This window comes from Fontibacillus phaseoli (assembly GCF_003337355.1).
Classification (GTDB): domain Bacteria; phylum Bacillota; class Bacilli; order Paenibacillales; family Paenibacillaceae; genus Fontibacillus; species Fontibacillus phaseoli.
The window spans coordinates 20001-46276 of sequence record NZ_QPJW01000019.1 but is presented as its reverse complement, the minus strand read 5'-3'; the positions used below and the strand labels follow the sequence as shown (position 1 = coordinate 46276).

The 26276-nt window shown below is 48.8% G+C and carries 28 protein-coding genes; 21 read left to right on the top strand and 7 right to left on the bottom strand.

The window, feature by feature from the left end:
* Window positions 1-73: 73 nt before the first annotated feature.
* Complete coding sequence (locus DFP94_RS24330) at window positions 74-1021, top strand: MBL fold metallo-hydrolase (RefSeq protein ID WP_114499059.1); 948 nt, start codon at window positions 74-76, stop codon at window positions 1019-1021.
* Window positions 1022-1808: 787 nt separating this feature from the next.
* The gene (locus DFP94_RS24325; RefSeq protein ID WP_114499058.1) at window positions 1809-3434 is read left to right on the top strand and encodes an ABC-F family ATP-binding cassette domain-containing protein; all 1626 of its coding nucleotides are present in this window, start codon (window positions 1809-1811) and stop codon (window positions 3432-3434) included.
* An 84-nt stretch (window positions 3435-3518) separates the two neighbouring features.
* Here the strand turns inward: DFP94_RS24325 and DFP94_RS24320 are convergent, their stop codons facing one another.
* Complete coding sequence (locus tag DFP94_RS24320) at window positions 3519-3707, bottom strand: hypothetical protein (protein WP_114499057.1); 189 nt, start codon at window positions 3705-3707, stop codon at window positions 3519-3521.
* A 197-nt stretch (window positions 3708-3904) separates the two neighbouring features.
* On the opposite strand from DFP94_RS24320, the gene DFP94_RS24315 reads away from it, so the two are divergent.
* Both DFP94_RS24315 and DFP94_RS24310 read left to right on the top strand, forming a co-directional pair.
* Window positions 3905-4792 (top strand): cation diffusion facilitator family transporter, encoded by an 888-nt coding sequence (locus tag DFP94_RS24315; RefSeq protein ID WP_114499056.1) that lies wholly within the window; start codon window positions 3905-3907, stop codon window positions 4790-4792.
* Window positions 4793-5085: 293 nt separating this feature from the next.
* Window positions 5086-6129: a C40 family peptidase gene (locus DFP94_RS24310; RefSeq protein ID WP_114499055.1), complete on the top strand. Its 1044-nt coding sequence runs from the start codon at window positions 5086-5088 to the stop codon at window positions 6127-6129.
* 103 nt (window positions 6130-6232) lie between these two features.
* On the opposite strand, the gene DFP94_RS24305 is transcribed toward DFP94_RS24310, so the two are convergent.
* Window positions 6233-6559 (bottom strand): hypothetical protein, encoded by a 327-nt coding sequence (locus tag DFP94_RS24305; protein ID WP_114499054.1) that lies wholly within the window; start codon window positions 6557-6559, stop codon window positions 6233-6235.
* Window positions 6560-6694: 135 nt separating this feature from the next.
* On the opposite strand from DFP94_RS24305, the gene DFP94_RS24300 reads away from it, so the two are divergent.
* Entirely contained in the window at window positions 6695-7267 is a 573-nt protein-coding gene (locus tag DFP94_RS24300; RefSeq protein WP_114499053.1) for a hypothetical protein, read from the top strand.
* A 111-nt stretch (window positions 7268-7378) separates the two neighbouring features.
* Here the strand turns inward: DFP94_RS24300 and DFP94_RS24295 are convergent, their stop codons facing one another.
* Window positions 7379-7543 (bottom strand): DUF1328 domain-containing protein, encoded by a 165-nt coding sequence (locus tag DFP94_RS24295; protein ID WP_114499052.1) that lies wholly within the window; start codon window positions 7541-7543, stop codon window positions 7379-7381.
* 272 nt (window positions 7544-7815) lie between these two features.
* On the opposite strand from DFP94_RS24295, the gene DFP94_RS24290 reads away from it, so the two are divergent.
* From DFP94_RS24290 to DFP94_RS24240, 11 genes are all read left to right on the top strand, one after another.
* Window positions 7816-8316 (top strand): DUF948 domain-containing protein, encoded by a 501-nt coding sequence (locus DFP94_RS24290; RefSeq protein WP_114499051.1) that lies wholly within the window; start codon window positions 7816-7818, stop codon window positions 8314-8316.
* A gap of 108 nt (window positions 8317-8424) precedes the next feature.
* Window positions 8425-8976 carry a hypothetical protein gene (locus DFP94_RS24285; protein WP_114499050.1) on the top strand — a complete coding sequence of 184 codons (552 nt, stop codon included), beginning with the start codon at window positions 8425-8427 and terminating at the stop codon, window positions 8974-8976.
* 106 nt (window positions 8977-9082) lie between these two features.
* A complete protein-coding gene (locus DFP94_RS24280) occupies window positions 9083-9427 on the top strand; it encodes a YflT domain-containing protein (RefSeq protein WP_114499049.1) in 345 nt (114 codons plus the stop codon).
* Between the two features lie 207 nt (window positions 9428-9634).
* Entirely contained in the window at window positions 9635-10804 is a 1170-nt protein-coding gene (locus DFP94_RS24275) for a PP2C family protein-serine/threonine phosphatase (protein ID WP_114499048.1), read from the top strand.
* Window positions 10801-14463, top strand: coding sequence for a response regulator (locus DFP94_RS24270; protein WP_114499047.1), 3663 nt, complete (start codon window positions 10801-10803; stop codon window positions 14461-14463). The genes DFP94_RS24275 and DFP94_RS24270 overlap by 4 nt, the downstream gene beginning before the upstream one ends.
* Window positions 14464-14551: 88 nt before the next feature.
* Complete coding sequence (locus tag DFP94_RS24265) at window positions 14552-15427, top strand: CheR family methyltransferase (RefSeq protein WP_114499046.1); 876 nt, start codon at window positions 14552-14554, stop codon at window positions 15425-15427.
* Between the two features lie 18 nt (window positions 15428-15445).
* Entirely contained in the window at window positions 15446-17095 is a 1650-nt protein-coding gene (locus DFP94_RS24260; protein ID WP_114499045.1) for a response regulator, read from the top strand.
* Between the two features lie 59 nt (window positions 17096-17154).
* Window positions 17155-17493: an STAS domain-containing protein gene (locus DFP94_RS24255; protein WP_114499044.1), complete on the top strand. Its 339-nt coding sequence runs from the start codon at window positions 17155-17157 to the stop codon at window positions 17491-17493.
* Between the two features lie 16 nt (window positions 17494-17509).
* Entirely contained in the window at window positions 17510-17959 is a 450-nt protein-coding gene (gene rsbW / locus DFP94_RS24250; RefSeq protein ID WP_114499043.1) for an anti-sigma B factor RsbW, read from the top strand.
* Window positions 17956-18732: a sigma-70 family RNA polymerase sigma factor gene (locus tag DFP94_RS24245; protein WP_114499042.1), complete on the top strand. Its 777-nt coding sequence runs from the start codon at window positions 17956-17958 to the stop codon at window positions 18730-18732. The genes rsbW and DFP94_RS24245 overlap by 4 nt, the downstream gene beginning before the upstream one ends.
* A 35-nt stretch (window positions 18733-18767) precedes the next feature.
* Entirely contained in the window at window positions 18768-19742 is a 975-nt protein-coding gene (locus DFP94_RS24240) for a magnesium transporter CorA family protein (RefSeq protein WP_114499041.1), read from the top strand.
* 87 nt (window positions 19743-19829) lie between these two features.
* On the opposite strand, the gene DFP94_RS24235 is transcribed toward DFP94_RS24240, so the two are convergent.
* From DFP94_RS24235 to DFP94_RS24225, 3 genes are all read right to left on the bottom strand, one after another.
* Window positions 19830-20054, bottom strand: coding sequence for a hypothetical protein (locus DFP94_RS24235; protein ID WP_114499040.1), 225 nt, complete (start codon window positions 20052-20054; stop codon window positions 19830-19832).
* Window positions 20055-20096: 42 nt separating this feature from the next.
* Window positions 20097-20417: a DUF5665 domain-containing protein gene (locus DFP94_RS24230; protein ID WP_114499039.1), complete on the bottom strand. Its 321-nt coding sequence runs from the start codon at window positions 20415-20417 to the stop codon at window positions 20097-20099.
* A gap of 85 nt (window positions 20418-20502) precedes the next feature.
* Entirely contained in the window at window positions 20503-20958 is a 456-nt protein-coding gene (locus DFP94_RS24225; RefSeq protein ID WP_114499038.1) for a YtxH domain-containing protein, read from the bottom strand.
* Window positions 20959-21166: 208 nt separating this feature from the next.
* On the opposite strand from DFP94_RS24225, the gene DFP94_RS24220 reads away from it, so the two are divergent.
* Complete coding sequence (locus DFP94_RS24220) at window positions 21167-21880, top strand: pirin family protein (protein WP_114499037.1); 714 nt, start codon at window positions 21167-21169, stop codon at window positions 21878-21880.
* Between the two features lie 13 nt (window positions 21881-21893).
* Here the strand turns inward: DFP94_RS24220 and DFP94_RS24215 are convergent, their stop codons facing one another.
* Entirely contained in the window at window positions 21894-22118 is a 225-nt protein-coding gene (locus DFP94_RS24215) for a DUF1128 domain-containing protein (RefSeq protein WP_114499036.1), read from the bottom strand.
* A 141-nt stretch (window positions 22119-22259) separates the two neighbouring features.
* Between DFP94_RS24215 and yyaC the strand changes: the two genes are divergently transcribed.
* The 4 genes from yyaC to DFP94_RS24195 all read left to right on the top strand — a co-directional run bounded on the left by yyaC (window position 22260) and on the right by DFP94_RS24195 (window position 25838).
* Window positions 22260-22793, top strand: a complete 534-nt coding sequence (yyaC, locus tag DFP94_RS24210; protein WP_114499035.1) for a spore protease YyaC — start codon at window positions 22260-22262, stop codon at window positions 22791-22793.
* 83 nt (window positions 22794-22876) lie between these two features.
* On the top strand, window positions 22877-23677 hold the full coding sequence (locus DFP94_RS24205) for an alpha/beta fold hydrolase (protein WP_114499034.1): 801 nt from the start codon (window positions 22877-22879) through the stop codon (window positions 23675-23677).
* Window positions 23678-23931: 254 nt separating this feature from the next.
* Window positions 23932-24588 carry a DUF6483 family protein gene (locus DFP94_RS24200; protein ID WP_114499067.1) on the top strand — a complete coding sequence of 219 codons (657 nt, stop codon included), beginning with the start codon at window positions 23932-23934 and terminating at the stop codon, window positions 24586-24588.
* Between the two features lie 59 nt (window positions 24589-24647).
* Window positions 24648-25838, top strand: coding sequence for a class I SAM-dependent methyltransferase (locus DFP94_RS24195; RefSeq protein WP_114499033.1), 1191 nt, complete (start codon window positions 24648-24650; stop codon window positions 25836-25838).
* Window positions 25839-26276: the final 438 nt, after the last annotated feature.

Below are 26276 nucleotides of genomic sequence, written 5' to 3'. Positions count from 1 at the left end.
ATGACTGGAAATCTTGGTCGCTCTGCCATGAAGGGTCATATGATGGAGAGGAATGGAAGGAGGAATCCTCGGCATGCCGAGAACGCGCTACAACAATATGGATAATATCAACACGGACAAAACGTTGAAGCAGTTTAAGCAGTGGAGAGAGGAACGCCGCAGAAAAAAGAAGGATTACTCATACATTATACCGAACTCGCCGCCGCAGCTTAATTATTTGCTTGGAAACAGAGAGGAAGTATCGATGACCTGGATCGGGCATTCCACTTTTTTGATCCAGTACGAAGGGCTGAATATCGTGACCGACCCGGTCTGGGCTTCGCGAATGGGATTCCAGCGCCGCCTGGGATCTCCGGGCGTCCCTATCGGGGATATTCCGAACATCGATGTCATTCTGATTTCCCATTCGCACTATGACCATATGCATGTGTCTTCGATCCGACGGCTCTATGGGGAAGAAACGGAAATCGTGGTTCCGTCCGGCTTGGGGCGCAAAATGATCCGTAAAGGATTCCAGCGCACTCGGGAGATGAAATGGTGGGAGTCGTTAGAAATCGGGAACGCCCGAATTTCGTTCGTGCCAACCCAGCATTGGACGCGGCGCACGCCGTTTGATACGAATACTTCCCATTGGGGCGGATTTGTGCTGGAACCTGCTTCTCCCCGGGAGGGGGAGAAGCATCAGGTGATTTATTTTGCCGGGGACAGCGGCTACTTCCGCGGCTTTGCGGAGATCGGGGAGCGCTTCGCCATCGATGTGGCGCTGCTGCCGATCGGGGCGTATGAACCGGAATGGTTCATGACGAGCCAGCACACGACGCCGGAAGAAGCACTGCAGGCGTTCGTCGACGTCAGGGCCAAGCTGATGGTGCCGATGCATTACGGCACGTTCCGGCTGGCCGACGACACGGCGCGTGAAGCGCTGGACCGCCTGGAGGCGGACCGGCAGAGACGCGGCATCGCCGAGTCCTCGATCCGCGTGCTGTTGCACGGGGAGACGCTGCGCTTCCCGGAGGCGTGACGCGCTGAGTGGGCCGGGCGTATTTGCCCGGCCCTTGCGCAGCAGCCGGCGTCCGCGCAGGTTTTGTGGGGCACGCGGTTGCCTGCGCGGCCACGCTGCGTACCCGCGGCGCCGCTCTTTACAAACAGAGTCATCCGGCCGGTTTTTCGCCCGGATGACTCTGTTTGTGCTAGCTGCTTCGCGTTGTGCCAAGCAACCAACCTAAATTAACTGGAAAACCTCCAGCTAATTTTTGAAAACTCCTCGGTTTGCTCCAATTAGCTGGAAAACCTACAGGTAATTCTCTGCTTTTGCACAAAAGGGGGAATATCGGCGAGAATAGATGTAGGTTTTCCAGTTAGATGATTTAAACGGTCTGTGAAGAGCAAAATAACTGCAGGAAATCCAGTTAATTTTATGTGCCAGTCTTATACGCTACGCTCACACATTACCTCACTTACTACTTCTCTACTTCAATCCGAAATATCGCCATTCCAGCCCCTTTCTCCTTTTCTAATTTACTTGGCACAAAGGTTGTGGAAGAGGAAGGTTTGGTAAATTACGAAATAGTTCTTGACTGCAAGGAATCAGGCAATCATCAAGTTGCATAAACCGCGCTTGTAGCTCATTGAACCGTTGGGCGGAGAAACTAAAAGTACAGCCCTTGCGGCGGCGATCCGCAAGCTGGCTTGTTCCATAGCTGTTTTTTTCAAGTGTTAGTTATTAGGATTGACTCAACTTACCGGACGATATGTGCTATAATATTGAGCCAGTAGTGTGATAACTCATAAAGGATGGGATTATTTAAATGATCAGTACAAATGGTGTAACGCTCCGCTATGGAAAACGGGCACTTTTCGAAGATGTAAATATAAAATTTACGCCGGGAAACTGCTACGGGTTGATCGGTGCCAACGGAGCGGGAAAATCGACGTTTCTTAAAATTTTGTCCGGGGAGATCGAAGCGAATCAAGGCGAAGTCAGCATGACTCCTGGCGAACGGTTGGCGGTTTTGAAACAGAACCATTACGAGTATGACGAATTTGCGGTGCTGGAAACCGTTATTGTTGGCCATGCCCGGCTGTATTCCATTATGAAGGAAAAAGACGCCTTATATGCCAAGGAGGACTTCTCCGAAGCAGACGGTATGCGTGCCGGCGAACTTGAGGGCGAATTTGCCGAATTGAACGGCTGGGACGCTGAGCCGGACGCAGCGGCATTGCTGATCGGCCTCGGGATTCCGCGCGATTTGCATGACAAGAAAATGGCGGAGCTTAGCGGCAATGAGAAGGTTCGCGTGCTCCTGGCACAAGCGCTGTTCGGCCGTCCGAACAACCTGCTGCTTGACGAACCTACGAACCATTTGGACCTGGAATCGATTCAGTGGCTGGAGAACTTCCTTATGGATTATGAAGGCACCGTTATCGTCGTATCCCATGACCGTCACTTTCTGAACAAGGTGTGTACGCATATTGCGGATATCGATTTCGGCAAAATCCAGATGTATGTCGGCAACTATGACTTCTGGTACGAATCGAGCCAATTGGCCCTGCAATTGCAGCGGGACTCCAATAAGAAGAAGGAAGAGAAAATCAAGGAACTGCAAGCCTTCATTCAGCGCTTCTCGGCCAATGCCTCCAAATCGAAGCAGGCTACTTCCCGGAAGAAGCAGTTGGACAAAATCACACTGGATGACCTTCGTCCTTCCAACCGGAAATATCCGTTCCTGCATTTTAAAGCGGAGCGTGAAGCGGGTAAGCAACTGCTGACTGTCGAAGGCCTGACCAAGAGCCTGGAAGGCGAGAAAATACTGGATAACGTTAACATTGTAGTAAACAAAGGCGACAAGATTGCTTTTGTCGGGCCTCACTCTACGCCGAAGTCAACGCTGTTTCAAGTCATCATGGGCGAGATTGAAGCCGATGCGGGCGAGTACAGCTGGGGCGTAACGACTTCCCAGGCTTATTTCCCGAAAGACAACTCCAGCTACTTTGACGGAGTGGACATCAATCTGGTGGATTGGCTGCGCCAATATTCCAATGACCAGGACGAAACCTTCCTGCGCGGTTTTCTGGGTCGGATGCTATTCGCCGGTGAAGAAGCGCTTAAGAAGGCAAGCGTGCTGTCCGGAGGAGAGAAGGTACGCTGTATGTTGGCTAAAATGATGCTGAACGGCGCGAACGTCCTGCTGTTCGACGAGCCTACGAACCATCTCGATCTGGAATCGATTACGGCCCTGAACAACGGTTTGATCGATTTTGACGGAACGATCCTGTTTACTTCTCATGACCATCAGTTTATCCAGACGATCGCTAACCGGATTGTCGAAATTACGCCGAATGGCGTGATCGACCGTGTTATGACCTATGATGAATATCTTGAAAGTGAAGAAATCCAAAATCTTCGTAAGAGCATGTATCCTGAAGAAGTATAAGCTTCTTCCGGTTTCATGCCCACTACACGAACAAGCCGCGGCTGTCGATGACAGCCGCGGCTTGTTTTCATTCGGGGACAAGGCTTACGAGCCTCCGGTCCGCCGGCGCTGATTATTAGGCTTTTTGTTGTTTTGGCTTCTCAGCGCTTTGGTCTGTTGGTTCCCTGACATTCCCGGCTTATTGGCGTTTTGCTGCTGCTGTTTTTTTTGCTGCAGTTTCTGGCGCATCGCTTCGGCCAGATCAATTTTGCGTGGTTCATTACTTTCGGTCATCAAGATCATCTCCTCAAATTGAAGGGGGCTTGATCCTATTCTATACGTTTTTAAATAAGCGTACAACGGGAATAATGAGTATCATTGCTTTTGCCTGGGGCAACACTGTTTCTCTGGACTTAAACGGAGGCCATTTGCTACGATGATGTAACGACTTTGAAAATCTTCATGTTGGGAGAGGCCTGGAGGTGCAACAGTTGGATATTTATGACGATATACGTAAGGGAGAACGGGGAGCATGGGTCAGCATTGCGGCCTATTTAGTGCTGTCGGCCTTCAAGCTGATCAGTGGTTATTGGTTTGCTTCGAGCGCTTTACTGGCGGACGGATTTAATAATCTCACGGACATCGTTGCCTCGGCGGCAGTGCTGATCGGTTTGCGGATTTCGCAAAAACCGCCGGATTCGGACCATGCGTACGGTCATTTTCGCGCAGAGACGATCGCGGCTTTGGTAGCCTCATTCATTATGGCCATGGTCGGGATTCAGGTCATCATCAGTGCAGTACGCTCCTTAATCGAAGGAAATCATACCGAGCCTGATATTTTATCAGCCGGAGTAGCGGTAATCTGTGCGGCGGCTATGGGCGGCGTTTATTTATATAACCGAAAGCTGGCCAAGCAGATTAACAATCAAGCCCTGATGGCGGCGGCAAAAGATAATTTGTCCGATGCTTTGGTCAGCATAGGAGCCGCGGTCGGCATCATTGGAGCGCAGTTTGGCCTGCCTTGGCTGGACGGGGCTGCCGCGATTGCCGTCGGTCTGTTGATTTGCAAGACGGCCTGGGAGATTTTCCGCGATTCCACGCACAGTTTGACGGACGGCTTCGATGAAAAGGAGCTCAGCGACCTGCGCGGCACAATTGCGCGAATTCAAGGGGTTGAAGGAATCAGAGACCTGAAAGCGCGCGTACACGGCAATCATGTACTCGTTGATGTTGTAATTGAGGTGGATCCTCAGTTAACCGTCATTGAGAGCCACCATATTAGCGACCGCGTAGAAGAACGCATGAGGAAGATTCAAAATGTGATGCATGTTCATGTCCATGTGGAACCGAAATCGGTTGAGCCCGTTAATACGGTATAAATTTAACTGGATTAGATGAACTACGCAAGGGAAAACCGGCAGACTGGTTCTGGCGGTTTTTTTGGTATTTTGGTTTCATCATTTACCCAAATAAATAGTTCCTATTAGGAAATAGGGCCTTTTCCGTTTGTTCGGAAACTGGGTAAATTGGAGCAGGAAATTACATGTTTCTGTGAAAATCGACGGATTTAGACAAAGTTCGACATGGACTATAATGGGAACAAGCCCAAGGAAAGGGGGAACGACACAGATTCACCTATCGACACCAAGATTATCCTCAAGGAGGTACAACTATGAAACGAAGTATTGCGGTTATAGCAATGAGCGCTGTATTACTTACTTCTTATACGACTATGCAAGAGCAGGTATCGGCTGCGTCCTCTACGGCTCAGAATGTACGGATAGGACATATCGAAAACGGTGTGAATTTACGCGACAAACCTTCGGTTTCCAGCAACGTTATCGGTTTTTTGAAAAAAGGAAGCGATGTAACGATACTGGAACGAAGCAGCGATTATTTTTATAAAATCCATAGTCAGGATGGAACTGTAGGTTATGTCAGCGCGTCGGACAAATACATAAGCGTTGGCGGAAGCGTCCGTGTTCCTGACGGGGGAGGGCAAGGAGCTACGGGCGTAGTCGTTTACGGTGTAAACCTGCGCAACCAGCCTTCCACTGCGGGGAAAATCCTTGGAATGCTCGATAAAGGAACGAAAGTTTCGATTATCGAGAAGAGCAATGATTATTTTTATAAAGTATTAACCGAGAGTGGTACTTCGGGTTACGTTAGTACGTCTGAAAAATATCTGGAAACCAGCGGCAATGTGTCCGGGTCTGCTCCGCCGCCAGCCCCAAACCCGGCTCCGGCCCCGGTACCTTCACCGGGGAATTCAAACCAATCTAAGATTGCGCAAGTCATTGAAGCGGGGAAAAAATATCTTGGCACTCCGTATGAATTCGGGTCCGACCGGGGCAATACGGCCACTTTCGACTGCTCGGACTTAGTCCGCCAAGCTTATCGCGATGCGCTCGGAATCGTGCTTCCTGCTGATTCGCGCAAGCAAGGAACCTGGATCCGGGATAACGGAACGGCCGTTTACGATATCGGGGGCCTCAAAGCAGGCGACTTGGTCTTCTTTATGAGCTATAAAGGTTATTCCGCTTCGGCCTACCAAGGCGTTGATCCTAATAGCGAGCGAATTACGCATGTCGCCATTTATCTCGGCGGAGGACAGTTGCTTCATACGTACTCCTCCAAGTCCGGCGGGGTACGGATCGACAAATTGGACGGTTCGTGGGAACACCGATTTCTCTATGGGGGAAGCGTGCTGAAATAACTTTTTTCAAGCATTCACCACAAAAATCGCTCCGCGGGAAGAGGGAGAACCCTTTTCCCGCGGAGCGATGTTGTTTGGAAAGATAACTTTTGGTAACCTTTTATTAAAAGTAGGTTGGAACGTAGCCAGGCAGATAAATCCATGCATTGCCGAGCCAAGTATAAATTTGCACCCAGTCATCAATCCTTTGGCCTGTCGGGTGAACTTCCTGAGGCGCCAAAGCGCTAAGCGCCTTGCCGTTCGGATCGGCGTAGAAATACGTTGTTTCCAGCAACTGAACGGGATTTGGAGCAATGATAATGTCTTCAGCCGCCACGAGCGGCTCATCGACTACCGGAGGAACCGGATCAACAACGGGATCTGCCGATACGGCAGTTGCGAAAGCGGCGGTAAGGATAAGAGATGCGGAAAGGGCTGCAAGTTTTTTCATAAGGTAATTTCCTCCTTCAAACGGTTTGGTTTGTGTTTGTATACATGTAATAAACAATCAAGCAACTTAAGAATCATTTTCCAGTAAATAAATTTTACCGCAGTATGAATAGCCGAGAAAAGGAGGGGCCGGAGGATGGGAAAGCGCAGGCTGGTTATCGGGTTTGTTCTCTTGATGTTTGTGCTGCTGATAACTGCGATAGTTCTGTATATTAGACCCGCTAAAAGTCTTGACCTTCATTACTCTGCAGTCTCTTGGAAAGACAAGTTGCGGGGGATGGCGGAGTCGCGACGTCCCGAACTGACGCTAACAGAGCAGGAACTGAATCATTTGTCCAAGAAAGAACTGAGACAATATATTGCCGAACATGAGCTTCCGGTTCGAATTACCGGGGCCGATTTTCAATTGAACGGGGACCGGCTTACCGCCGATGTGAATGCATCTTGGGGAGCGATTGATGTCGGTGTGAAAGCCGATTACCTCATGGAATATGCCTCAGGGCGTCTGCTGCTTGTGCCTGAGAAATTGGCGATACGAGAGTTGATGTTCCCGCCGGAGAGGTTCGGATTAGAGCCGATCGAAATTGACTTGGGAATTTATCTTCCCGATGTCGTAAAAGTCAAGGAAATGAGCTTTCCGGGAAAAACGATCAAGGTGGAATTTACGCTGGATTGGCTGGAGGTTGCCAGGTATCTGGACCTGCTATAACCGGACCGCGTGAAAAGGCAAATAAACAAAAAGCAGCAAGCCTCTAGTTACTCGGGCTTGCTGCTTTTTTGTTTTTAAATTTCATGGCTTCGGGTAAAGTCCTCATTTTACTTACAATGATCGGCTTCTTCCGGTGAACAACGAAATTACGAACAGAACCAGGAATATGAAGAACAGGACTTTTGCGATCGAGGCGGCAGCCGCCACAATATTGAAGAAACCGAATATGCCGGCGATCAAAGCAACGACCAGAAAAATCATCGACCATTTCAACATGGTAATCATCTTCCTTTCATATTAAATTATTGTATAGTGTTACTAAAGGCTGCACTTCGAGAAGTGCCTTACGAACCGGTTGCCTGCCTTTGCGGGAGGCGTCAATCGTCGTGAACCGCTTCGCTTGTAGCCTTAATTAACCCTGGCTTTTTGTCTTGAAACAGAGTGCTTATTTCCGTGTAGGGAAGTGGCCCCGTGCTTTGTTTCGGGTCTAAGGGCTTAGGGTAACTATGGAATATCAAACGAAACCGTACAGAAAGAGAGGGAACGGGATGATCTGGGAATTAAGCGTCGCACTCATTGCCGTAGCATTTGCCGTACTTGTTGTTTTTCTAATTAAAACATTAAAAGCTGCAGAAAAGTCTCTGGATAAAACGACACAAACCCTGCAGGAAGTCCAGAAGACGATTGATGAGCTAAGTTATGAAGTGAAGCATGTGGTCAGACAGGCCAATGATCTCACGGGCAACCTGCAGCATAAAATGGAGCAGATTGATCCGGTGCTTGAATCGGTGAAAAATGTAGGGGATGTGCTGAATGAAGTTACCCTGGCCGCCAAGCAGGTATCCACCGCTTTTATCGACAGAATGAAAAGCCAGCCCAAACGTTCGAAGGCTCCCCAAGCACAGGCCAAGAACGCGGTAGCTCAGACGCCGGAAGAAATGAGGGCCTATACACTGCCGTATGAAACGCCAGAGCCTGCGCACAAACCGCCGGGATGGTTGAAATGGGCGGACATCGCCGCTGGAGTATGGCAGAAATACCGCTCTTAATCAAGATCGGTACATAAACTCCTCATTTGTCGATCGCCGTTGAACGGTCCGCACGGAAACGGGTAACGATGCCGCAAGGGGCGCCAAACATCAGAAAGGGTGAGGAATATGATTCACGCAATGTTGTTGCTGTTAGGACTTCTTTCTCCCTTTGCCGGCGGAACGCCGGCTGTTGCAGAACTACCGGACCAGAACTCGGTCCGGCTGGCGCTCTGGCAAAATCCGTTTCCGGCCGATGCGGCGGAAAAAAAGGGGGAAATGGCCCGATCCGTCGAGTCTTTCGAATCCTTCGAATCAATGGGGAGCATTACTTTGTACGATGATTTCAAGAGCGTCCTCGCGAAAAAGGGAGAACCCGATTCCGTGGAGAAAGATCCTTACACGGGTTATACGGAATGTCATTACGGCAACTTGACCGTGGGATTATATGAAGATCTTGTTTATTATGTGCATACCGGACCCTACCCGAAAAAAGTGTCCCTAAACGGCATCTCGATCCCGCTTCAAAAGGTGTGGCTGCGCCATTTTTTCGGTGAACCCGATTTTGTGGCGGAAGACGGGGATGTATACGTTCGTGGGCATGCCGCACTGAAAATATATAAAGATCCCTCCTCGGGAAAGATTACGGGTGTCGATTTGTTTGATGACGCCGCTTCCTGATTTATCTGCAAATGAGAGGAAGCAGATGTTTCTTGCAGGCGTGCTGTGGGTAATATGATTTAGATTTACACTTTGATTAACCACTAACCTTAAGGAGCGTGATATCATGAGCACCATCGACAATAAATCTTATGCCAAAGTAGTTCAAAACGGCGTACAGGCTGTTGAGGCAGTTCAGGAACTCCACTCCACCGGATATGCAGCCGATGATATCTTCGTACTTGCCCATGACCAGGACCGCAGCGACCGGATTGCGGATGCAGCTAATGCGAATGAAGTTGGAATAAAAGAAGAGGGTGTCTTTACGGCGATCGCGAATCTGTTCCGCTCCCGCGGGGATGAGCTTCGGGCGAAAATCGTTTCTCTTGGTTTCACGGAGACCGAGGCGGCGTTCTATGAAAAAGAGCTGGATTTTGGGAAGGTTCTGATAATTGCGAGGAAGACCTTTTGATTTATGATCAGGCATCTCTGATACATCCAAATTATAGATAAGGAATGGGAGACTCCACCCCATTCCTTATCTATGTTTTTGGATAGATATGCAAAAGTTGCCTAATTAAGCAGGATATTGTCGTTTTATGCCGAAAGAAGTGCAAAACATGTTATCCTTAAAAAGAGTAGGATTCGGCACATATTCTAGATGGTTAAGGAGAGTTCTATGAGAATTTTAATCGTTGATGACAATCCCACAAACATCATAATTATTCGCGAAATTTTAAAAAAGGAAGATTACCGGGATACAGTAGCTGTCTCTTCCGCCCATGAAATGTTTCAAAGACTCGGGGTGGAAACTCCGGGGGGTTCTATAGAAACCGGGCGTAGCGACATAGATTTGATTTTGCTGGATATGATGATGCCCGAAATGGACGGGATTGAAGCCTGCCGCCTGTTGCAGCAGTATGAACATTTGAAGGACATCCCGATCATTATGGTCACTGCGGTAGGGGATTCCAAAAAGCTGGCGGAAGCGTTAGATGCGGGCGCAGTTGACTATGTGACCAAACCGATCAATAAAGTAGAATTGATGGCTAGAATAAGGCTTGCCCTGCGGCTGAAGCAGGAGAAGGATTGGCATAAGGAACGGGACCAGAGAATCCAGGAAGAATTAAAGCTGGCGGCATTGATCCAGAATGCCGTATTGAGTTCCCCGATCTCCGATCCTCTCTTTGAAATTGACGCCTTATATAAGCCCTCCTTTGAACTTGCAGGAGATTTGTATTCCTGGTATCCGCTCGGCGACGGCAGATATGGAATTATTCTGCTTGATATGATGGGTCATGGCATTTCCTCGTCGTTATTCTGCATGTTTATTGCTTCCGTCTTGAAAGATACCGTCAGCACCTATGTCGAACCTGAGAAAGTCATTCAGGAATTGAACCGGAGATTCAATCTCTTATACATCGACAGCCAACTTGTCCAATATTATTTTACGGCCATCTACTTGGTGGTGGATACAAAATACAAAAAAATCGATTACGTCAATGCCGGTCATCCGCCGGCGCTTTTCTACCAGCAGGATAACCCGGTCGCCAAGCTTAGTGCCGTTTGTCCGCCTGTCGGATTGTTCGATAAAATCGAGGCCACGACCCAAAGTATCTACTATGAAGGAGATTGTCATCTTGTCCTTTACACCGATGGACTTACTGAAGCGGTGGAAGGGACCCAGGAAGAACAGTTTGACTATCTGGAGCAGAAATTGCGTGGAAGTCATCTTTTTAATAAGGATGAGATAGAGCAGTTGCTGTTCGACGAGATGCTGCCGCAGGAACGGGAAGATGATAAGTGCCTGGTGTGGATCACGCTAAAAGGAGGAGAAGGCAAGGAATGAAGATTAGAAACAAACTGGTGATTGGCTTCAGTTCGCTATTAATCATTTTGCTGGTATTGACATTTACCAGCTATGACCGGCTTAGATATATGAATGGCGAACTGGATAATATATCCTCAAACAAATACTACATCATAAAGAATGCAACGGGAATGCGCGGCGACTATAACGATATAGCGCGGCTCCTGACAAATATGCTGCAAAGGCAGGACGATAATTATACCGCTTCGCAAACCGCCAAAATCGTTACGTTGAACGAATCGGCCCAAAAATATTACGGCGAGATTAAATCCAAAGCGGTTACCCCTGAGGAAAAACTTATTTTGAGCAAGACGGATGATGTCATCACCGATTTTATGGATTATAAAAACCACGTCACCGAACTAATGAACCGGGGAGAGTACGTGGAAGCCAATGAGTACAGGTTATCGATTGGGCAGAATGTGCAGGATACGCTGCTCAATAACCTGAATGAAATGCGGGATTATTACAACTCCGAAATTGAACTGGCCGTAGCGAGTGCCAACGAGGCCTATGAACGTTCCATCCAGATGACCATCTGGATTATGGCGGTTGGATTGCTGCTTGGTTTAGGAATTGTCTTATGGGTGCTTCCAAGCATATCCAGGGGACTGAATACGGTCAATACGATGATGCGCTATTTCGGAAGAAACGAGTTAAATGTAATTCAGGAAGTTCCGCTTTCTACGCAGGATGAAATCGGAGAAGTGGCGCAGGTCTTTCAGAAAATTTCGCTGGACTTGCAGGAAAAGCAGGAAGCGGAACAGAAGTTTCTGCAACTGCAGACGGATCAATCCTGGATCGACTCCAATCTGGCGCGCATAACGGAGCTGCTGCACGGTATTAACTCATTGGAGCAAATTTCGCAGATGTTTATCAGCGAATTTACACCCCTGCTTGGGGCGCATTATGGAGCTATATATCTCCGGGATGAAGAGCAAAGTCCGGACAAACTTTACCTGGCGGGCACTTATGCGGGCAGTTCGGACCTGAAATCACCGCCAACCTTCAGAGTCGGGGAAGGTCTGGTTGGACAGGCTGCCCTTGATAAGAAGCCTATAGCCCTCCAGAATGCGCCGCAAGATTATGTTTCGATAAGCTCCGCAACAGGAGAATCACAGCCGAACCATATTCTTATTTACCCGGTCGTGTTTGAAGATGAAGTTCTGGGCGTTGTAGAATTTGCGGGATTTGATGCCTTTACTTCCCTTGAGGAAACTTTGTTGTCGGGCTTAGCTTCAAGCCTCGGCATTATCTTGAACAATATTATTCGCCGCCTTCGCGTGGAAGAGTTACTGCGTGAATCCCAGGCTTTGACCGAAGAACTTCAGGTCCAATCCGAGGAACTTCAGACCCAGCAGGAAGAACTGCGGCGGTCCAATGAAAGCATGGAGAAACAGACGGTAGCGCTTAAGCGCTCCGAAGAACTGCTGCAACGGCAGCAGGAAGAATTGGAACATTTTAATACGGAGCTGATTGCCAAGACGCGGGCCCTGGAAGAGCAGGTTCAGGAGGTTGAGGAAAAAAGCAACGAAATCGAACTGACCAAGGTCCAACTGGAGCGTCATGCGGCTCAATTGGCCGTAACCAGCAAATATAAATCGGAGTTTTTGGCCAATATGTCCCATGAATTGCGGACGCCGCTTAACAGCCTGCTCATTCTTTCGCAACTGCTGTATGAAAATAAAGAGAGCAATTTAACCGATAAACAAATCGAATATGCGCATACCATTCATATGTCCGGTGCCGATCTGCTGAAAATGATCGATGAAATTCTCGATCTTTCCAAGGTGGATGCGGGCAAAATGGAAATCAACCGGGAATCGGTTCGACTCGAAGAACTGAAACGGTTCGTGGAGCAAAACTTTGGCCCTGTCGCGCAGAGCAACGGTCTTGCGTTGCGCATTGAACTGGATAGCTCTGTACCGGATGAAATTCAGACGGACGGGCATCGGGTGAAACAAATTTTGCGCAATTTACTTTCGAATGCGGTCAAGTTTACCAACCAGGGCGAAATATCTTTGAGCATCAAAACAGCAATGGCAGAGACCTTACCGCCTGCTCTGGATCCTTCGCGCGACTATTTGGAGATGGTCGTCAAGGACACGGGAATCGGAATTCCGACCGACAAGATGGACATCATTTTCGAAGCGTTCCAGCAGGTCGACGGTACGACCAGCCGCAAATACGGCGGTACCGGACTAGGCCTTTCGATCAGTCAGGGCTTGGCGGGATTGCTTGGCGGGATGATTACCGTCCAGTCCGAAGAAGGAGCGGGCAGCATCTTTAAATTGTATCTGCCGCAGGATACCCCGTCCCGGTTATTCATCGCCGATCAGGAAGCGGCGGTTACGAATACGGTAATCGCCCCTTACTTCGGCAATAACTCTTATGTCCGTCAGGTTGACGAACCCGTTGCCGTAACGGAGCATATCGAAGACGACCGGGAAGTGCTGGAAGCGGGAGACAAGGTTATGCTCATCATTGAGGATGATATTCAATTCGCCAAGATTTTGCTGGACATGTCCCGCAATCACGGCTTCAAAACGCTTATCGCGGTTCAAGGCGATAAGGGATTGCAACTCGCCCGGGATTATATACCGGATGCGATTATTCTGGATATCCAATTGCCTGTGATGGATGGCTGGTCGATTCTGAACGAACTCAAGAGCAGTGCCGAAACAAGGCATATTCCGGTACATGTGATTTCGGTGGTCGACGATGCGAAGCAGGGTCTCATGATGGGGGCTATCGCTTATCTCCGCAAGCCTTCAACCCGGGAACATTTGGAGCGGGCCTTCTCCCATATAGAATCGTTTACGGAGAACAGCCTCAAACACCTCCTTATCGTAGAGGACGACGATGTTCAGCGGAATTCCATCATCGAACTGATCGGCCATGATGATGTCATGATCACTGCGGTTTCCACCGGCGGAGAGGCGTTGCTGGAATTGCGGGAGAAACACTACGATTGCATGGTGCTGGATCTGATGCTAAGCGATATTACCGGCTTCGACCTGCTCGATCAGATTCGGGATGACGAGGAATTAAACGATCTGCCGATCATTATTTATACGGGCAAGGATCTTGACAAGCAGGAGGAACTCCGCCTGCGGAAATATACGGAGTCGATCATCATTAAGGACGTTAAATCGCCTGAGCGCTTGCTCGATGAAACGACGCTCTTCCTTCACCGGATCGAAGCCGACCTGCCGGAGGACAAGCGACGGATTTTGCAAAAGCTGCATAATAAAGAAGAACTGTTTGAAGGCAAAAAGATTTTGCTTGTCGATGATGATGTCCGCAATGTGTTTGCGCTATCCAGCGTCCTTGAAGGCTACCGTATGAGTGTGGTGTATGCGGAAAACGGCAGGGAAGCGCTCGAATTCCTGAGGGAACAGGACGATATTGATATGGTTCTGATGGATATGATGATGCCGGAAATGGACGGATATGAGGCCATGCGCCAAATTCGCCAGATGCCGGAGTACGCCAAATTGCCGATTATAGCCCTGACCGCGAAAGCAATGAAGGATGACCGGGCAAAATGTATTGAGGCGGGAGCTTCCGATTACGTGAAGAAACCGATTCAGACCGATCAATTGCTGTCATTAATGCGGGTATGGTTGTATTCGTAACCTGACAGAACGGGTAAAAAAGTAATAATCCTTATTTTTGCCGCAAATGTCGTTCCATGGCCTAGTTAATATAATCGGAGTTGAATCTATGACACCTAGTGATTTTCCGGATTTACCGGACTTGGAATCGTATAGTCAGCCGCTTGAAGGCGAAAGGGAGCTGCTGGAAATCGAACTGCTTCTTGAAGGAGTTCACCGGTTATACGGATACGATTTCCGGAATTATGCCCTCCCTTCACTGCGGAGGCGGATATGGCATCAGGTACACGCGGAGCATCTTGAAACCATTTCGGGCCTGCAGGAAAAAGTGCTGCATGACCGCGCCTGTTTCGAACGCTTCGTTTACAGCCTGTCCATCCCGGTTACGGAGATGTTCCGGGATCCTCCGTTATTCCGGGCGTTTCGGGAGAAGGTAGTCCCGCTGCTCAGAACGTACCCGTATATCCGCATTTGGCATGCGGGTTGTTCAACCGGGGAAGAGGTTTACTCCATGGCCATCCTGCTTCATGAAGAGGGATTGTACGATAAATCCAGGATTTATGCTACCGACATGAACGGGAGATCGCTTCAAGTAGCTAAGGAAGGAATTTTCGGAATTCAAAAAATGAAGCAGTATACGAAAAACTATTTGGAGGCGGGTGGAACGCGATCGTTCTCCGAATACTATACGGCGAAGTACAATTCCGTAATATTCCAGCCTTTTTTACGCAAAAACATGATCTTTGCCGAGCATAATCTGGCAACCGATCAATCATTTAATGAATTTAATGTTATCTTTTGCCGGAATGTGATGATTTACTTTGATGAAAAGCTGAGGAACCGGGTTCATTCCCTGTTCCATGAGAGCCTGAATCATTTCGGTGTACTCGTGCTGGGGGCGAAGGAGTCTATACATTTTACGGATTATACCGATTGCTACGAGCCTTTGGACCGGGTAGAAAAGATTTATCGAAAGATCAAATGAAGGATGCGGGAGGATTCCATGGGGGCCCAAGAACCGATTCATATTTTGCTGGTAGATGACCGCCCTGAGAACCTGATGGCCTTGGAAGCGGTCCTGGAAAGTGAACAATATAATTTGGTGAAAGCGACGTCCGGTGAGGAAGCCTTGAGGTATTTACTGAAGGATGATTTTGCCGTGATCGTGCTTGACGTGCAAATGCCCGGACTTGACGGAATCGAGACCGCGAAATTGATCAAGGCCAGGGACAAGACGAAGGACATTCCGATCATCTTCATTTCTGCCAACAGTAAAGAGGCGGAGCACTTGTTCGCGGGATATTCCGCCGGTGCGATTGACTACATGGTAAAACCGTTTATTCCGCAAATTCTCAGGTCCAAAATCGAAGGCTTCGTCGACATGTATCTGACCAATCAGCGGCTCAAAACCCAGAGCATGCTGTTGCAGCAAAAAACGCTGGAGCTTGAGCGCATAAATGAGGAACTAGTAAAAGCCAAGGAAGCCGCCGAAATTGCCGCAAAAGCGAAAACGGAATTTCTGGCGATGATGAGCCATGAAATTCGCACGCCGATGAACGGCGTGATCGGGATGATCGATCTGTTGCTGGAGACGGAACTCAGGGACGAGCAGAAGGAATATGCTGAAATCATTCGTGGCAGCGCCGATACGCTGGTCACGATCATCAACGATATTCTTGACTTTACAAAGATGGAGTCCGGAAAAATGGAACTCGAAGAGAGTCCGTTTGAACTCAGGGCTTCCATTCAGGAAGTCATCAGCCTGTTCTCTCTGGACGCAGGCCGAAAAGGGCTGGAGCTCGTTCCGTTTGTGGACGAGGATATTCCGTCATTGCTTTACGGAGACATGGGCCGGCTCCGCCAGGTGCTTATTAACCTGATCGCTAACGCGATGAAGTTTACCGACAAGGGCGGTATTTATTTAGTGGTGTCCAGCAAGGAAACGGATGAAGGCAAATACATGCTTGAATTCACGGTTAAAGATACGGGCATCGGCATTGCTCCCGAGAAAATCGATCGTTTATTCAAGCCGTTTTCCCAACTGGATTCATCGATGACAAGAAAGTACGGAGGTACCGGCCTTGGCTTGGCGATCTGCCAGACGCTCGTTCATATGATGGGCGGAACCATTCGGGTAGAGACCTTGGAAGAAAAGGGAGCGACATTTGTTTTTACCATTTGCGTAAGTCTTTATGAAGATGAGGCAGCGGAGTTGGCTTGTGCAGCGCAGGAAATTTCATTTGAGGGCAATCGGGAGCGCCGGGAGCGGATGCTGGTTGTCGACGATCACCCGGTGAATCAGCGGCTGATGGTAAGTATGCTTCGAAAGCTGGGCTATGAACCGGAGGTTGCCGAAGATGGGGTGCAGGCTGTGGAACTGGCGCTTTCGGAGGGGTATGATTTTATATTTATGGATTTGCAGATGCCGTTGATGGATGGCCTGGAAGCAACCATGCGGATTCGGGAATGCCGGAACTCCGGCAGAAAACCGAAGATCATTGCCATGACCGCTAATGTCATGGACGGCATTCGGAACAAATGCATGCAAGCGGGAATGGACGATTATATCAGTAAGCCGATCAAATTAGGTTCGATAAAGTCAATATTATCCAAATATAGCAATAGTTTTATTGCGGAATCTTCAATTCATTGATTCATCCCCCGGCATGACGGGTTATTTATAAAGAAAACATATTTCAGGAGAGAGTGTCTATGAATACAAATAAAAATGAGAAGTTTACCGCTACGTCGCAAGTGGAGAACGGTACATGCACTGTGTATTTACGCGGTGAGTTGGATTTGTCCGTCGCTCCTGATTTCCGCCAGGTAATGGAGCCCCTCGCTCTTAATGAGAAACAGGATCTGGTGATCAATCTGAAAGACTTGAAGTATATTGACAGCACGGGCATTGGTATTCTGTTGTCCATACTGAAGACAAGACATGGAATGGAAGCCGGCTTCCTGGTGAAGGAAGTACCGGAACAAATTCAAAAACTGTTCGATATGACCGGAATCGCGAAATTTTTTGCCGCACAGGAGAATTCCCAATAGGAAAGGAAAGAGTAACATGATAGACGAAGTACAGAAGGTTGTAATCAGTTTGCCGGCGACTGCGGAGTATGTCGATATAGTTAGGTTGAATCTGTATGGTGTAGCTTCCAAAATGGGCTTCTCCTATGAAGAGATCGAAGATATGAAGGTGGCTATTTCGGAGGCGTGTAACAATTCGGTCTTGTATGCTTACAGGGATAGCGATGGAATGATGGAGGTCACCTTTGAAATCATCGGGGATGCATTGTCCATTACGGTCATAGACGAAGGGGAGAGCTTTGATTCGTGGGGCGCTGGCGAACGCCAGGGTCTGCACGATAAAAATTTGAACGAGGTTCAAATTGGTGGACTCGGGTTTTATCTCATGCAGGCGCTTATGGATGAGGTCAGCGTCGAGAATGAAGCCGGAAAAGGCACAAAAGTGGTCATGACTCGCCGCTTAATGAAGAGTGAGGAGAAAGTATGACGGATAAATTGACTCCCCCCGAGTCTTTGAATGAATCCACCAGCATGATCTGGGAATACCAGCAAACCAAGGACAATGACATTGCCACAGTCCTGATTAAAAAGTATGAACCGATGGTAAAAATGGCGGCGGGCAAGATTGCACGAAACCGTCCCGACCTGTACGAGGATTTGTATCAGGTAGGACAAATGGCGTTGATTCGTCTGCTGCAGCAATATGATATCGAAATGGGCATCCCTTTTGAACCGTATGCGATGAAGAGCATGATCGGTCACATGAAGAATTTTTTGCGGGACAAGTCCTGGTATATTCAAGTGCCGAGAAGAATCAAGGAGAAGGGCGCCTTGGTTCAGCAGGCGATCGACGAACTGACCGTCAAACTGGAACGTTCGCCGGATGTCAAAGAGATTGCCTCCTTTCTGGAGCTTTCGGTGGAGGAAACGGTTGAGGTTCTGGCCGGTCGGGAATGCTATCATTACGTTTCGCTTGATTCTCCGCTATCGCAGGAAGAAAGTGCTGCGACATTAGGCGAACTGATCAGCTCGGAAGCCGATGATTACGACACTGTCGAGAAGCGGATGGATTTGCAACAAGCGCTCAGTCAGCTTAAGGAACAGGAGCAGCAAGTTCTTTTGCTGGCATTTCAGGAGGGACAATCCCAGCGCGCGATCGCACAAAAGTTGGGCGTATCCCAAATGAGCGTTTCCCGGATTCAAAAAAGGGCGACGGAAAAGCTGAAGCAAATTATGTCCAATTCAAATTCAACATTTTAAAAGAATACTCTGCTATGAACAAAGGAGCCCGGCCCATGGACGACATGAGAAAAATTCGGGTGGACGAGAACGGCCAGGGATGGTCCTGGGTTAATTTAGAAGTAAACGACTGGGATGAACTTGAGGTACGACAATTATATAATGACTATCCCTTTACCAAGGAGTGGCTGGACATGCTTCCGACGGTAGAGTCCAATTATTTGTCCGTAAGATTTCCGGACGGCAGGGAGCCGATCATTATCGGCTCCCTGCTTTATTCGATGGAGGAAGAAATCAAGGATGGAACCCGGGATTGCGTACTGATGCATTTCCTTGTAGGCAAGGACATTATGATTACGATCAATCTGGATTCTCACACCTGTCGGGTCATGGGGGAAAAAGATCATGCCGCCATGCTGCATGCCTGCCCGCGGCCGGTTGATGGCATGTTTGTGCTTGCCAGGACGATCCTTCATTATTTTCATAACGGCATGGACCGGTTTGAACGCAATTTGCGGCGGGTTGAAGAAACTATGAAGAAACGCAACCGGAAGCATCTCATGGACCAAATCCTAAGTTCCCGCTTTGAACTGCTGTATTGGTCCAATCTCTTCATTCCGTTCCTGGAACTCGAAACCGCAGCCCGCGAGGCGTATCTGGAACAGATGGACGATAGCGTACCTTTCCAACGGTTTAAGTATCGGGCAGAACGCATGAGCGGGCTCGTCAAGCATTATGAAAAAGAGATCGATACGTTGATCTCTATCGATGATGCCATCTCCGCTTTCCGCGGTAACGACATCATGAAAACCTTAACGATCATGACGGCGATTTTCACCCCTGCCACGGTGATTGGGGCGATCTGGGGCATGAACTTCGACTTTTTGCCCTGGGTAAAGGAAGGATTTTTCGGCTTTATGCTGATCTCCGGGCTTACGTTATTCGCTACGATCGGATTCTATCTCTGGATCAAGGCCAAAGGGTGGACCGGCGATCTGCTGGAGGTAGAAGATGAGGATTCGAATTTATAGTTCGTCAAAAAACCTGAGCGCATGGGAGAATGCCGTTCAGGTTTTTTGATTTTGCTTTTATTCTATTTCAAGAACGGTTTGTCAAAGCTATTGCTCGGGATCCGAAACCATCCCTTGCTTGCGGTCCTCGCTGCCCGTAGACATCTCATCCATATCCTCGCCGAGCTGCTTCAAGTCTTCCATGTCATTGACCATGGATCCGTTTTCCGCTTGAGAAATGTCCTTATGTTCCGGGTATTCGCCTTCTTGTGCTTCGCGGATCTGCTTCTCAACGTACTCCTGCTGTTGCTGCTCCGCCTTTTTTAAACCCACGGAAATCACTCCTTTTACCCTGAAATTGAAAATAGTGTTTCATCAAGGCTTGGATTTAATGTAGTCCTGAAGATTCTTTATATAATCGCCTACCATCGGGAGATCTACAAACAAGCTTAGAACCCAACCCAGCAAACCGAGGATGACGAAAGTGCCGACGCTTAGCCCGAGACCACGGGACAGACCGGCCATAAAATTGGTCATCACCCGTTTTTTCGGATTCGTATAGTTTTCCAGGATATCCTTGAAATCCGCTTTCTCCAGCATGTCGGCAATGCTGTCCAGTCTCCCGTTGAGGCGCTTAACTTCATGTCGAAGCTCAAAGGGATGATCTTTGGTGTCATAGGGATTGATGCGAGCCATTGTTCGCTGCCTCCTTCTTATGGATTGTTGGAGTAAAAAGAAAACGCCAGCTGCCCGAGCTGGCGTTTTCAGGGGACAGCCCCGATTACAGCGTAGAAGAAGAATTCGCGGATGACCCAAACTCTCTTTTGGTTTCATCGGCAGTTTTCTTAACCTCATCCTTGATGTCCTGGGAAGTCTTCCCGGCTTCCTTGGCAATGCCCCGGGTTTCTTCTTTGATATCCTCTGAGACATCGGCGGAAGCCTCTTTGACGCTGGACATGATATTGCCGGCGCTGCTGCTAACACTTTTCGCTAAATCCGTAGTTTTGGATACTACGTTTTTTGCCAGTTCGGATCCTTTTTCGCAAGCCGCCGATGCGATTTCTTTAGACTTGTCCGTAGCGACACTGAGTTTATCCGACAAATCGCTCCGCAGCTCCCGCCCAGGCTTTGGTGCGTACAGCAACGCAGCCGCCGCTCCGAGCAAAGCCCCGATCACAAGCCCTTTAGTAAAAGTTCCACCGCTTTGTACTGGATATTCTTCTTCCGCTTTATTCATGATTCATCGCTCCTTTTATATAGAATTAAATTGTTGAAAGAATAAAGCTGCCTTGAAGCTTGCTTTTCTTACTTCGTATATAAACGAGAAGGCAGAGTGTGAAACAAAAAGGGAGTACGGACAATTCCTCCTTGATTAGCGGGTTTGGGATAAGGGTAAAAAAATATCAAATCCATGAAGGTGTTTGAAGAGAGCGAGGAGGATTAGGATGATTAAGGTGGTAACTTCCGAAGAACGCCATACGGCCAGATACGGTCCTGTCCATAGTGAATTTAGCTTTTCCTTTGCGGATTACGACGACCCCGGCAATGCCCATTTCGGCTGTTTATTAGTATTGAACGATCATACGCTGGCTCCCGGCAAGAAGCTTGAGTCTCATCCCCATCATGATCTTGAAATTTTAACCTATGTAATTTCGGGAACCTTGGGACATTCCGACGGCTCGGGAGATACCCGGATTTTGCCGGAAGGCAGTTTTCAAGTACTGAGTGCGGGGACTGGAGTTACTCACGCGGAGTTTAATCCTTCTGAACAGGACCCGGTTCGTTATCTTCAATTATGGTTCCTTCCGGATCGTAGAAATTTAACCCCGTCCAGAGATGACCGGCAAGTGACCCGTGAAGCCCGGATCGGGATTTCGGAGCCGGTCGTAAGTGGAAAGGGGAACGATAGCCGGCTGCGGATCCATCAGGATGTAAATGTGTATGTGCCTGTTTTTACGGATAGCAGGGAGATCTTGATTCCTTCGCACAATCGCAGACAGCATTTATTCCTGATTTCGGGACATATCGAATTCGAATGCGGTAATCAGCAATTTTCCCTTCGACCCGGCGATGCGGCAAGAATCCAGGTCGGGCATGATCTTAAGATCCGCAAAACGGGGGAAGAACAAGCCGAACTCATGGTCATCGACATGCCATAACATCCAAGATTACCTATTTGCTGCGGAGTTTTCCCAGTTCTTGAGCGAGTGCTTCGACTTCGGAGATGCTAAGGCGTTCCTTGCTCATCACGAGTTCGTAAATATCCAGAATGTCATCGTACTGTTCCACTTGAAAAGCGGAAGCGTTCATGGCGGCTCCGGTCGCCATTTTCAGCTTCGTCTTGATCGCTTCAATCATATATTCCACGTTTTCCTGGGTTTTTTGAGTTAAGTCCATTTGCCCTCATCCTTTCGTTACGTTTCTTATCCCGGTCATTGTACCATGTTCGGTACCGGGTGCGCACACTATGTTTTGCGGTTGAAAGACGATTGCGGTACAATCAGGGTACCTTGAAAACAGCAAAGGGGGCGGCGGCTGATGGATGAAAGCAGCGTATTACCGGTTACCGGATTTGAACGAAAAAAAATGACCGGCAGCGAGCTCGCCGGTTTTTTTCGGAGGATTGGGAAAAGGCATCCGCACCAAGAAATTACTTTTCTCTGCATCGGGACGGATCGTTCCACCGGAGACGCCCTTGGTCCGCTCGTCGGCTCCCGCCTTGAAGAGCAAGGATTTACGAACGTCGTTGGAACTTTGAAATTTCCTTGCGATGCGGTCAACCTGGAAATGCGGATGTCCGCCATTCCGAAGGAACACATCATCGTGGCGATCGATGCTTGTCTTGGAGCCGCTTCCTCTGTCGGAAGTTATCAGGTATCGGGACTTCCGCTCGTCCCGGCCCAATCTGTCGGCAGGATTTTACCGGCGGTAGGCCATTACAGCGTAGCGGCGGTCGTAAACGTAAACGGCCCAAAGCCATATTGGACACTGCAGATGACCTCGCTCCATCAGGTTATGGAGATGTCCAGAGTGCTGGCGGAATCGATTATCTCCGGTTTCAATCCGTATTAATTTGGCTAAATAATAGGAATCAGGATTTTACATAATTAAAGGTGACTTTCTTGAACATCTATATAGGAAAAGAGGGAAGCGTTATGGACAAAACAACGGTTGGCGGGTTTACGATGGCATATGAAATGCAGGGGCAGGGTGAAACACTGGTCCTGCTCCACGGCTTCTGCGGAAGTTCCGCATACTGGGAGCGGGTGATCCCCTTGCTGGCGGCTTCCTACAGAGTCATTGCTCCCGATCTTCGGGGCCATGGTTCATCGGATGCTCCGCTCGGGGCTTATACCATCGAGCAAATGGCCGACGATGTTGCCGGATTGCTGGAGTCCCTGGGCATCGAGCGCTATACCTTGCTAGGACACTCTATGGGAGGTTACGTTGCATTATCGCTTTTGCAGCGGTATGCCAACCGATTGAACGGAGTTGGGTTGATCCACTCCACGGCATACCCGGACAGCGACGAAGCGAAGGAGAAGCGGTTGCAGGCGGTGGCCGCCATCGGCAGCGAAGGAATTACCCCTTTTGTCGACGGATTGGTTCCGGGACTATTTGCGCCGGAGTTGAGAGAGACATTGACGACGGAAGTGAATCGGGCGAAAGAAATCGGCTATAAAACGCCACCGCAAGGAGCGTCAGGATCGGCGATGGCCATGCGTGAGCGGATCGACCGCCGGGACGTTTTATCAGCGACGGTCCTGCCGGTGCTGTTGGTCGCCGGCGAAAACGATCAACTTATTCCGATAGAACGCACCTTCACGACGGAAGGCGACAACGTAACCAAAGCCGTCATCAAGGGCGCCGGACATATGAGCATGTACGAAGCACCTGAGCAACTGTCAGCCGTGATCATGGACTTCTTGCAAAGCATTCACGAGTCGGAAAAATAAGCCTGGCGCATATCCGCTTACCAACCGGAGTCATGATGACTCCGGTTTTTGTTGTGAAAGGGACCGATAAAAGACCTAGGGCCGGCCGCTCCGCTTATATCCCCGGCTTTAAATCGATCCCAACCAACCCAACAGATCCCTATACACTTGTTCAGCCGTTCTGCCCCCTGTCTCTGGGGGAGTAACTGGAATTTAAGACCGAAATGGCTTACAATTTGATGTTAATGAGTCACGGAGGAAAGGATGGAGGCCGGATGCTGAGAAAAGATTATTTGGTCCGTATGATCGAGGAAATGACCGAGATCATCGGTAAAGTGTTTGATCTTAAGCAGCAGCGGAAATGGATTGAATCTCTATGGGAACTAGACGAGCTGTATAAAAAGCAGTTCCGGCTAAATTCCCGGCTTGTGGGTTCCCTTGCCGCAAAAGATATCGTCGAGTTAATGCGCACCGGCGGAAACGTAGAAGCGGATAAATTGCAAAGCCTGGCTCGTCTGGTAAAGGAAGAAGGCGATATTTACAGCGTGTCGGGTCAGCCTGACGAAGGGATTTTTCGTTGGATGAAGGCTTTACACTTATATTTGGCGGCGAGCCAGCACGGGGCCGACCGCGACTTATGGAATATAAGCAGCGAGGTTAATGAATTACTTGCCATTCTCAAAGGTTATCAGCTTCCAGCGGACACCGAACGCCTTTTGATGAATTACGAAGAAAGTGAAGGCCGTTACGACCAGGCGGAAAATGCGCTATATCGCCTGTTGAAGAACGGAGCAGCCGAGAGAGCGGAGGGTATTGCTTTTTATGAGCGGCTCCTTATATTATCCCGGGAAAGACTGCAGCAGGGAGGATTACCTCAAGAGGAAGTCAGGGAAGGGTTGCAGGACTGGATCGATGAATCCGGCAAAGACTGAATAACATCATGTTTATATAAATTTGCACAACTCGAAAATGAAAGGTAGCTGTATCGTCTATGGAAGCATTACGCAATCTCTTACATCAAATTACGGAGCAGAGCAGTCTTATTGCTGCTACGTTAAGCCAACGTCGTAAAGCCGGGGAGGACGGCTACACCAAAACGGTGATTAAGCCCGTCATGCTGAAAGGGGCCTTGCATTACCAGTTTGCTTACCACTATAGCAATAAGGTACTTCATGAAAATATCCCGGCAGCCTCCCTCAGGGACGAACTGATGAAGCTGTTTGAAGAGTCGTTCCGGCAGGGACTGCTGTTTACCGCCGATGCGGATTATCAAGTGCTGATCAGCAAGAAATACAAAGTGTCGATCCTGACCAAATCACCGACCAAAAAACCGGGGAACCTCATGCACAACCGGTCGAAGCAATACATTCTTGAAGAAGGAAAACCGGTGCCTTTTTTGGTCAGGCTGGGAATTATGAATCCGGAAGGAAAAGTGCTGGCCAAAAAGTACGACAAATTCCGACAGATTAACCGTTTTCTCGAGATGGTTCAGGATGCACTCCCTCATTTACCTGAAGGGCGTCCGCTGACCATCGTGGATTTCGGCTGTGGCAAGTCTTATTTAACGTTTGCGTTATATCATTATCTGTCGGTAGAAATGCGAAGAGAGTTGAAAGTTGTCGGACTCGACCTGAAGTCGGATGTGATCGAACACTGCGGAATGCTGGCGAAAGATCTGCAATATCAAAATTTGCGGTTCCTTGTCGGAGACATTGCTGATTATGACGAATTGAACAAGGTCGATATGGTCGTGACGCTGCATGCCTGCGACACCGCAACCGATGCCGCTTTAGAAAAAGCGGTCCGCTGGGGAGCTTCCGTCATCCTATCCGTTCCGTGCTGTCAGCACGAACTGTTTGGACAAGTCAATAGCCCCGTACTGGATCCCCTGTTGTCTCATGGCATCCTAAAGGAACGCTTTTCCGCGTTGGCGACGGACGCCATCCGGGCCAAACTGCTCGATATCATGGGCTACAAAACGCAGCTGCTCGAATTTATCGACATGGAGCATACGCCCAAAAACATTTTAATCCGCGCAGTAAAAGCAAAAGCTACTGACACAAACCGCCTATGGCAAGAATATTCGGAATTCCGCGATTTCCTCAAGGCCGAGCCTTACCTGGAAAAGGTCTGCCGAGATCTGCTTCCGAAAGCGGCCGATTGGGCCGGGAAGGCCGAATAAGCCGAGAGCCTGGTCAAACCGGGTTAATGGACAGACTGACCAAAGAACAGATAAGCAGCGCGGCTGCGACATGGCGTTTGAAGCTAAAGGAACGGGTCAACACTTAGAGTGTTGGCCTTTTCGCTGTTTGCCGTTTTAGGTGTTTTGCGAACCGTGATACGGAGCCCGATTCAATAAATGAGATTTCCTGCAAATCGTCCATTATCTATGGACAAATTGCCAAAATGTCTTTCAAATAGTGGACACTTTTCTGCAAAAGGGACATTTAACCACCGTCACTGAAATTCAATATATAGTTATTTAATTTGTTGGTAGTACCGGATATAGAAAATTCTTCAAAGAGAAGAAATTAGTTCTCGTGTCCACTTTTAGGTGGACAAATCGGGGTTTTGTCCATTTAGGGAGTACGAATTCGAAGGTAATGACTGAATATCTCTT